This window comes from Micrococcus sp. APC 4021, assembly GCF_030407635.1.
Classification (GTDB): domain Bacteria; phylum Actinomycetota; class Actinomycetes; order Actinomycetales; family Micrococcaceae; genus Micrococcus; species Micrococcus luteus.
In genome coordinates, this window is the sequence record NZ_JASDCZ010000104.1 from 1 (window position 1) to 8,008 (window position 8,008).

The following is an 8,008-nucleotide window of genomic DNA, read 5'->3' on the forward strand; positions in this document are numbered from 1 at the left end:
ACTTCCATCCTGCGGGAGAGGCCCACTCGTCTCATCTCAGCCCGTACCCCGTGGCAAGAACCTCATGACCCACAACAGCTAGCCCGCCAAATCGGGTACGTCCGAAGCATTTGCAATGTGGTGTCGATGCCGCACTTCACTGCCGAGAAGCTTGCGAGGATGCCGGTGCCTGTTGTCCCGATGGACGAGCAGCGCGAGATCGCCGACCACCTCGACCGCGAGACCGCCAAGATCGACGCCCTGATCGCCAAAGCGGAGCGGTTCATCGAGCTCGCGCAGGAGCGGCGGGCCGCGCTGATCACTGCTGCCGTCACCGGCCAGATCGAGATTCCCACGGAGGACTGACCGCCATGGCCATCCACAACGAGAGCGAGCTCGAGACCTACATCTGCGAGTACCTCCAGGCCCACGGCTGGCTCTACTCGCTCGACGATGACGGCTACGACCGCAAGAACGCGATCTTCCCCGAGGACGTTCACGCCTGGCTGGCCGAGAACCAGCCGGGGGACTACGGGCGTCTCGTGAAGGCCGATGCCCCGCCCTCCGCCCAGCAGGCGCAGCGGGACCAGATCACCACCCGCCTGATCGAGGTGCTGAACAAGCCGCAGGACACCGGCGTCGGCGGCACCCTCAACGTGCTCCGCAAGGGCTTCAAGGTCGGCACCTCCGCCACCCTGCGCATGGCCGAGCCGCGGCCGGCCACGAACCTGAACCCGGCCGCCGTCGCCTCCTATCAGCGCATGCGGCTGCGCGTGATGCGGCAGGTCCACTTCACCGGGGCGCACGAATCCGAGTCCGTGGACCTGGTGCTGTTCGTCAACGGCCTGCCCGTGGCCACGATCGAGCTGAAGACCGACTCCACCCAGTCCATCGGCCACGCGAAGAAACAGTACCGGGACCGCAACCCGAAGGCCACGCCGCTGTTCGGGTTCGGCACCCGCGCCGTGGTCCACTTCGCCGTCTCCAACCGCGAGGTCTGGATGACCACCAAGCTGGCCGGGAAGGACACCTTCTTCCTGCCGTTCAACCAAGGCGACGACGGCCACGCCGGCAACCCGCTCAACCCGAACGGCGGTTCCTCGACCGCCTATCTGTGGGAACGGATCCTCCAGCGGGACACCTGGCTCGAGATCCTCCAGAAGTTCGTCTTCCTCAAGAAGGAGACCGCGGAGGACGAGCACGGCCGCTCGCGCCGGAAGTCCACGCTGATCTTCCCGCGCTTCCACCAGTGGGAGGCCGTCACGAAAATGCTCGCCGCCGTCCGTGAGGAGGGCGTCGGCAAGTCCTACCTGATCGAGCACTCCGCGGGCTCCGGCAAGACCAACACCATCGCCTGGAGCGCCCACCGGCTGCTCTCCATCTACGGGGCGGACGAGCAGCGGGTGTTCGACTCGGTCATCGTGGTCACCGACCGCACCGTGCTGGACGACCAGCTTCAGGAGGCCGTCCGGCAGATCGAGCGGACCTCCGGCACCGTGGTGGCCGTGGACCGCAAGAACCTCGGGGGAGAGGCCACCAGCAAGTCTGCCCTGGTGAAGCAGACCCTGCTGCAGGGCAACCGGATCATCGTGGTGACGCTGCAGACCTTCCCCGCCGTGCTCGAACTCCTCAAGGATGACTCGACGCTTGCCGGCCGCGCCTACGCGGTGATCGCGGACGAGGCGCACTCCTCCCAGACCGGCTCCGCCGCAGCCAAGCTCAAGCGCGTGCTCACCCCGGACGAGCAGGCCGACCTCGACGACGGGGGAGAAGCGGATACCGAGTCCATCCTTGCCGCCGAGGTCGCCGCCACCGGACGCCCGGAGAACATCAGCTTCTTCGCCTTCACCGCCACCCCGAAGGACAAGACCCTGCAGATGTTCGGCCGCCCCTCCGGCGAATATGACGAGAAGGGCCAGGAGCTCCCGGCCTCCTTCCACCGGTACACCATGCGGCAGGCCATCGAGGAGGAGTTCATCCTCGACGTGCTGAAGAACTTCACCAACTACGACACCGCCTTCAAGCTGGCCCTGGCCGGACAGAAGGGCGAGTTCCGTCCGGAAGGCGACCGGGCCGCCGTCGGGAAGTCGACCACCGAAGTGGACCAGACCGAGGCGAGCAAGAAGCTCATGCGGTGGGTCAAGCTGCACCCGACGAACATCGCGCAGAAGGTCAAGATCATCGTGGAGCACTTCCGCGCCAACGTGGCCGGACTGCTCGACGGGCAGGCCAAGGCCATGGTGGTCACCGACTCCCGCGCCGCCGCCGTCCGGTACAAGCGCCAGATGGACCAGTACATCCAGGACATGGGATACACGGACGTGGGCACCCTGGTGGCCTTCTCCGGCGAGATCACCGACGACGAATTCGGGCTCGAGAAGGTCACCGAACGGTCCATGAACCCGTCCGTGACCGGCGACCTGGCGAAGGCGTTCGACGGGGACGGCTACCAGGTGATGATCGTGGCCAACAAGTACCAGACCGGCTTCGACCAGCCGAAGCTCTGCGCTCTGTACGTGGACAAGAAGCTCTCCGGCGTGCTGGCCGTGCAGACGCTGTCCCGGTTGAACCGTGCGGCGCCCGGCAAGGACACCACCTACGTGCTGGACTTCGTGAACTCCGAAGACGACATCCAGGCCGCCTTCGAGCCGTACTACGCCGGCGCGAAGCTGGAGACGGTGACGGACCCGAACCTGATCCACGACCTGGGGACGAAGCTCGACGCCGCGGGCGTGTACGACTGGGACGAGGTCGACGCGTTCGCCGATGTGTGGGTGGCGTGGAAGCCGGGGAGCGGGCAGGAGGGCCTGCAGGCCGCGCTGGAGCCCGTGGCATACCGGTTCCGCAAGGAGCTGGCGCATGCGCGGATGAACCAGGACGAGACGCGCGTGAACGAGCTCGTGCTGGTGCGCAAGGACATGCGGTCCTTCGTCAGCCTCTACGACTTCCTCTCCCAGATCTATGAGTTCGGGGACACCGAGCACTACAAGCGGGCGCTGTTCCTGCGTCACCTGGTGCAGCTGGTGGGCGATCAGCCCGGCGGTGAGGAGCTGATCGATCTGAGCGATGTGCAACTGGTGAGCATCCGGCAGAAGAAGACGTCCTCGGGGGACATCGGGCTGACCGGTGGGGTCGCGCTGAAGGGGACCACCGCTGTGGGTGGCGGGCAGGTGCGTGAGAAGCAGCGCGGGCCGTTGGAGGAAGTGATCGAGAAGATCAACGAGATCTTCGCCGGTGAAGGCGTGGATGCCTCCCCGTCCCAGCAGGAGGCGTGGGTGAGTGCCCTCGTGGCGCCGCTCATGGAGGACGAGAAGCTGCTGGGCCAGGCCGGAGCGAACTCGCTGGAGCAGTTCCTGGCGAGCCCGAACCTGGAACGGTCAGCGATGGGCGCCGTGTACGCGAATGAGGATGCCTTCGTGAAGATGACGGACATCGTGGGCCGAGGCGGAGACCCGTCCAAGATGATCGTCGCCGCGATCGGGGAGTACTTGTACTGGAAGGTGCGGAGCGAGGGGGCTGGGCCGGTGGACTATGCCGAGGGGGTCGGTGTCGAGGTGGAGAGCGGGTCAGAGGCTGTTGGCAGCAACGCGAGCTCATGGGCGAAGCCACGTGAGCGTTGGACGAGCGGCCAGAGATGAGCACGCATGAGGTGATGCTAGTGGTCGCATCGATGGGATCGGCCGCGGGCGCGATCGCGGCCGCCGTCATCACGTTCTTCTCGGCGCGGAGTTCTGTCCAGCAGGTTCGACTCCAAAGTGAGCAGTACAGGGCGTCCATGCAACCGTATGTGTGGGCGGATATTCGCCCTCGCGACGAAGACGGGCAGCTGTTGGAGCTGGTGGTGGGCAATTCAGGACCCACTGTGGCAACGAACATCCGCGTGCACTTCGACAGCGAGTTACCCCATGCGGAACGGCACCGGAGCAAGGTCGCGTCCGCTCTCATCCGGTTCAATGAGGGACATGCTTCCCTGGCACCCGGGAGGCAGGTCGGTTGGGCGCTGGGGACTGGGCCGGAACTCCTGAAGGACCCCGCCGTCACAAGACGGGTGACCGTGCGCGTCAACGCGGATGGCCCCCATGGCTCTGTGCCGACGCTGGTCTATCCCATCGACCTCAACGATTGGCGCGAGTCCCTGGTGCATGCCAGCGGCTCGCTCTACCGGGTAGAGAAGCAATTGAGGTCTCAGGGGGCAGCGATCACTAAGGCACTGAAGAATCTCGCGAGAAGCGATGATTAACAGGGACATAAGTAGCAATCATAAATATCCCATTGTTGCCTGTAATTAGAGGTGTGGGGTATGTCGCCGAATCGTGCTAGCGCCGGGGTGATGCCCTGGTTATGGCAGGATCGCAGACATGAACACCGTTCCCATCTGGCCTCGCTTCGTTCGCCCTGCTCTTGAGGTACTCGCAGAGCACGAGAGCATGAGGCGCCGCGACGTGATCGAGGCGGCAGCCGACCGGCTTCAGCTCAGCGAAGAAGCGCGGGCAGAGACGGTCGAGTCCGGGGAAGTGCGGTACCGCGGGCGCGGCAGCTGGGCACTGACGCACTCCTCCAAAGCTGGACTGATCGAGCGGCCCGCGCGAGGCATCTACGTGCTGACAGAGTCTGGGCGGGCCTGGCTGAAGGACCATCCGGAAGGCTTCAACGACTTCGCCGGCGCCAGCGCATTCTTCGATCCGTTCTGGTCCAAGGGAACCGCCAAGAAGCCTGTTCAGGCCTATGCCAATACTGAGGCTCAGTCCTTTGTTGAATCCGCGGTTGCGTCCGACCCGATCGTGGACCCTGAAGAAGAAGCTCAGGACGCCGTCACCAGCCTCAACGAAACCGTCCGTGTGGAACTGCTCGAGCGGCTTCAGAACTCCACGCCGACCTTCTTCGAGGAAGCCGTGGTCCAGTTGCTCATGGCCATGGGCTACGGCGGGACTCAGGGAAAGGCGGCTGTGACCGGCAAGTCCTACGACGGCGGCATCGACGGGGTCATCGACGGCGATGCCCTCGGCCTCGACCGTGTCTACGTTCAGGCAAAGCGCTACGCCGACGCGAACACAGTCGGCCGGGAGCCGATCCAGGCATTCGTCGGAGCGCTGCGCCTGCATGGTGCAACGAAGGGCGTCTTCATCGCCACGAGTTCTTTCAGCAAGCACGCCCAGGCGTACGCGGACGCCGTGCCTGACCGGATCGTGCTGATCGACGGCGTGAAGCTCACGCAACTCATGCTCAAGTACCGGGTCGGCGCGCAGGTGAAGAAGACCCTTCACGTACTGCAGGTCGACGAGGACTTCTTCGATTGATGCGCGTTCAGCGGCGTCGTTGGTAGAGCCAGAGACCGTGGTCGAACTGAGTCAGAACGGGGGCTCAGCGCAGGTCGGACGCACCTTGTCCGTGGGCCGCGACCACAAGGTCACGTGCCTTGCCGGCAGGGCAAGCGGCCCTGACACCTCGGGACGATCTGGCCTCAGAGCCCCCGTTAGGCTCGTCCCATGGTCACCGCGCGTGAAGTCACCCTTCAGGAACTCCTCGGGGGCTCTTACCAGTACACGGTCCCGCTCTATCAGCGGACGTACTCCTGGGGCCGCCCGCAGTGGCAGCGACTGTGGGAGGACGTCGTGGACGTCGCCGACCATCGGCGGGACAACCCTTCGGCGACCCACTTCCTCGGTTCGCTCGTTCTCGCCGGCTTCCGGGACAACGGGCCCGGTGGCGTCCAGCGGTGGCTCGTGGTGGACGGGCAGCAGCGGCTGACGACGCTGACGCTCCTCCTCGCCGCTGTCCGCGACCACCGGGCTGAGCACGAAGGCCCCATGCATGCCGATCGGGTCAACGAGAAGTACCTGGTCAACAAGTGGGAGGACGGCGATCTCCGCTACAAGGTCCTGCCCACCCAGGCCGACCGTGGCGCCTACCGCGGACGGATCGAGCACGCCCCGGACGCTGCCGAAGGCTCCAGGATCAGCGAAGCCCACCAGTTCTTCCTGACGAAGCTGCTCGGGTTGAGTCAACCGTCTACTGACGGTGAAGAGGAGCCGCTGACCTTGGCGGAGGTCGAGTCCGCCGTCGTCGCCGGCCTGTCGATCGTGTCCGTGACCACCGGGGAGAACGACAACGCCCACCGCATCTTCGAGTCGCTGAACAACACCGGCCTCAAGCTCACCCAGGGCGACCTGCTCAGGAACTACCTGTTCATGCAGCTGCCCACACGGGCGGATGAGGTCTACACCACCCTGTGGCTCCCGTTGCAGAACCTGCTCTCCAATGAGGAATTGGAGACGCTGTTCTGGCTTGACCTGGTGCAACAGGATCCCAAGGTCCGCCAGACCGAGATCTACGCGGGGCAGCAGCGACGCATGCGTGACCTGCAGGATGAGTCGCAGGTCAGGGCGGAAGTCGAGCGGTTCCTGGCGTTGGGGCGTCTCTACGACGTGATGCTCCGTCCGGAGAAGGAGAAGGACGCCGCAGTGCGGTTCCGCTTGGCGCGCCTGCGCGCCTGGCGCACGACGACGACGTTCCCGATCACACTGCACCTGATGGAGCGCCGGTCGTTGGGGGACATCGACTCGGACGAACTGGCCCGTGCACTCCTCTACCTCGAGTCGTACCTGGTCCGACGCCTCGTCTTCGGCCGCTACTCCGACGGTCTCAACACCACCTTGCTCGCGGCCACGGCCGACATTCAGGGCCAGGACGATCCGGCGGATGCCCTGCAGCGCTTCCTCTCCAGCGGGCGGAAGCACTTCGCCTCCGACGATCAGATCCGCCAGGCCGTGATGACGGCACCCTTCTATACGACGGGCCGGGCGGCCCACCGGAAGCTGATCCTCCGGTGGATCGAGGAGTCCTACGGCAGCAAGGAGCCGGTGGACCTCGACAGTGCGACCATCGAGCACGTCATGCCGCAGACCCTCACGGAGGAGTGGGAGCGCGCTCTGGCCGACCAGCTCGAGGCGCACCAGGACCTTCGAGAGGTGCACACCGAACTCCTCCACATCTTGGGCAACCTCACCCTCACCGGGTACAACAGCGAGCTGAGCAACGGGCCCTTCGCGGTCAAGCGTGCGGAGCTGGCCAGGAGCGGCATCCGCATGAACCAGGAGATCTCCGCTGAGCCGGTATGGGGTCCCGCACAGATCCGTGCTCGCGCCGAGCGGCTGGCGGACCGGATCGTCGGTATCTGGCCAGGACCCTCAGCCGAGGCCGCCTCCGGAGTCGCCCACACGGCCTGGCAGACGCTGACGGATGCCGTCGCGGCTATTCCCGACGGGTCCTGGACCTCCTACGGCGAACTGGCGCGTCTAATCGGCAGCCACCCGGTCCCCGTGGGGACCTACCTCGCGCGCACGGCGCTGCCGCACGCTCATCGTGTGCTCCAGGCAGGAGGCACCGTGTCGCCGTCCTTCCGGTGGACGGACCCAGAACGCACGGATGACCCGCACGACGTCCTCGCCGCCGAAGGGGTGCGCTTCTCCGAGGACGGACATGCCGACGGCGGCCAGCGGCTGTCGGCGGAGCAGCTCGCCGAGCTCATCGACGTCGACGTCGACCTGACCGATCCTCGGTCGCTCGCCGACCCGGGCGACGACCCTGCCCTGCGGGACCGTTGGGTCGATCGCCTGCACGACCACAACGATCCCGAATCGGCCCGCGCCCTGATCGAGATCCAACGAGGCTGGGTCGAGCGCGGCGGCCGGGCCGCCTTCGTGGGCACTGCCGCCGGCGGTTGCTTCCTCGTGACTCCGCGCACGTCGGACCGCAACATCTGGCCCGTGATCCTGTACCCGACGTACGGCGTCGAGGTCGTCTTCTACCACCTCGCGAAGTGGGCTCCGTTCACCGATGAATCGCTCCTCGACGAGTTCCGGGAGCGCCTGAACCTCGTCCCTGGCGTGGAGTTCGGCCCGGACGCTCTCCGCCGTCGCCCGACCATCAAACCGGAGATCCTCCAGCCAGCCGCCGCACAGGAGGCGTTCCTCGACGCGCTGGAGTGGTTCCTGCACACGGTCCAGGAGCTCGACACGACTACCTGACG

Annotated in this window: 5 protein-coding genes; all 5 read left to right on the forward strand. The window is 65.8% G+C overall.

Annotation, left to right across the window (positions count from 1 at the left end):
• Nucleotides 1-117: 117 nt before the first annotated feature.
• A complete protein-coding gene (locus QL983_RS09025) occupies nt 118-345 on the forward strand; it encodes a hypothetical protein (protein ID WP_356768286.1) in 228 nt (75 codons plus the stop codon).
• A gap of 5 nt (nt 346-350) precedes the next feature.
• On the forward strand, nt 351-3,617 hold the full coding sequence (locus tag QL983_RS09030) for a type I restriction endonuclease (protein ID WP_290152431.1): 3,267 nt from the start codon (nt 351-353) through the stop codon (nt 3,615-3,617).
• Complete coding sequence (locus tag QL983_RS09035; protein WP_036317555.1) at nt 3,614-4,219, forward strand: hypothetical protein; 606 nt, start codon at nt 3,614-3,616, stop codon at nt 4,217-4,219. The genes QL983_RS09030 and QL983_RS09035 overlap by 4 nt, the downstream gene beginning before the upstream one ends.
• A gap of 118 nt (nt 4,220-4,337) precedes the next feature.
• Nucleotides 4,338-5,276 carry a restriction endonuclease gene (locus QL983_RS09040; protein ID WP_036317558.1) on the forward strand — a complete coding sequence of 313 codons (939 nt, stop codon included), beginning with the start codon at nt 4,338-4,340 and terminating at the stop codon, nt 5,274-5,276.
• A 189-nt stretch (nt 5,277-5,465) separates the two neighbouring features.
• On the forward strand, nt 5,466-8,006 hold the full coding sequence (locus QL983_RS09045; RefSeq protein WP_036317560.1) for a DUF262 domain-containing protein: 2,541 nt from the start codon (nt 5,466-5,468) through the stop codon (nt 8,004-8,006).
• The last annotated feature ends 2 nt before the right edge of the window (nt 8,007-8,008 follow it).

Coding starts and splice junctions, on each gene's coding strand:
- QL983_RS09030 (WP_290152431.1), top strand. CDS start 351: ATGGCCATCCACAACGAGAGCGAGCTCGAGACCTACATCTGCGAGTAC.
- QL983_RS09035 (WP_036317555.1), top strand. CDS start 3,614: ATGAGCACGCATGAGGTGATGCTAGTGGTCGCATCGATGGGATCGGCC.
- QL983_RS09040 (WP_036317558.1), top strand. CDS start 4,338: ATGAACACCGTTCCCATCTGGCCTCGCTTCGTTCGCCCTGCTCTTGAG.
- QL983_RS09045 (WP_036317560.1), top strand. CDS start 5,466: ATGGTCACCGCGCGTGAAGTCACCCTTCAGGAACTCCTCGGGGGCTCT.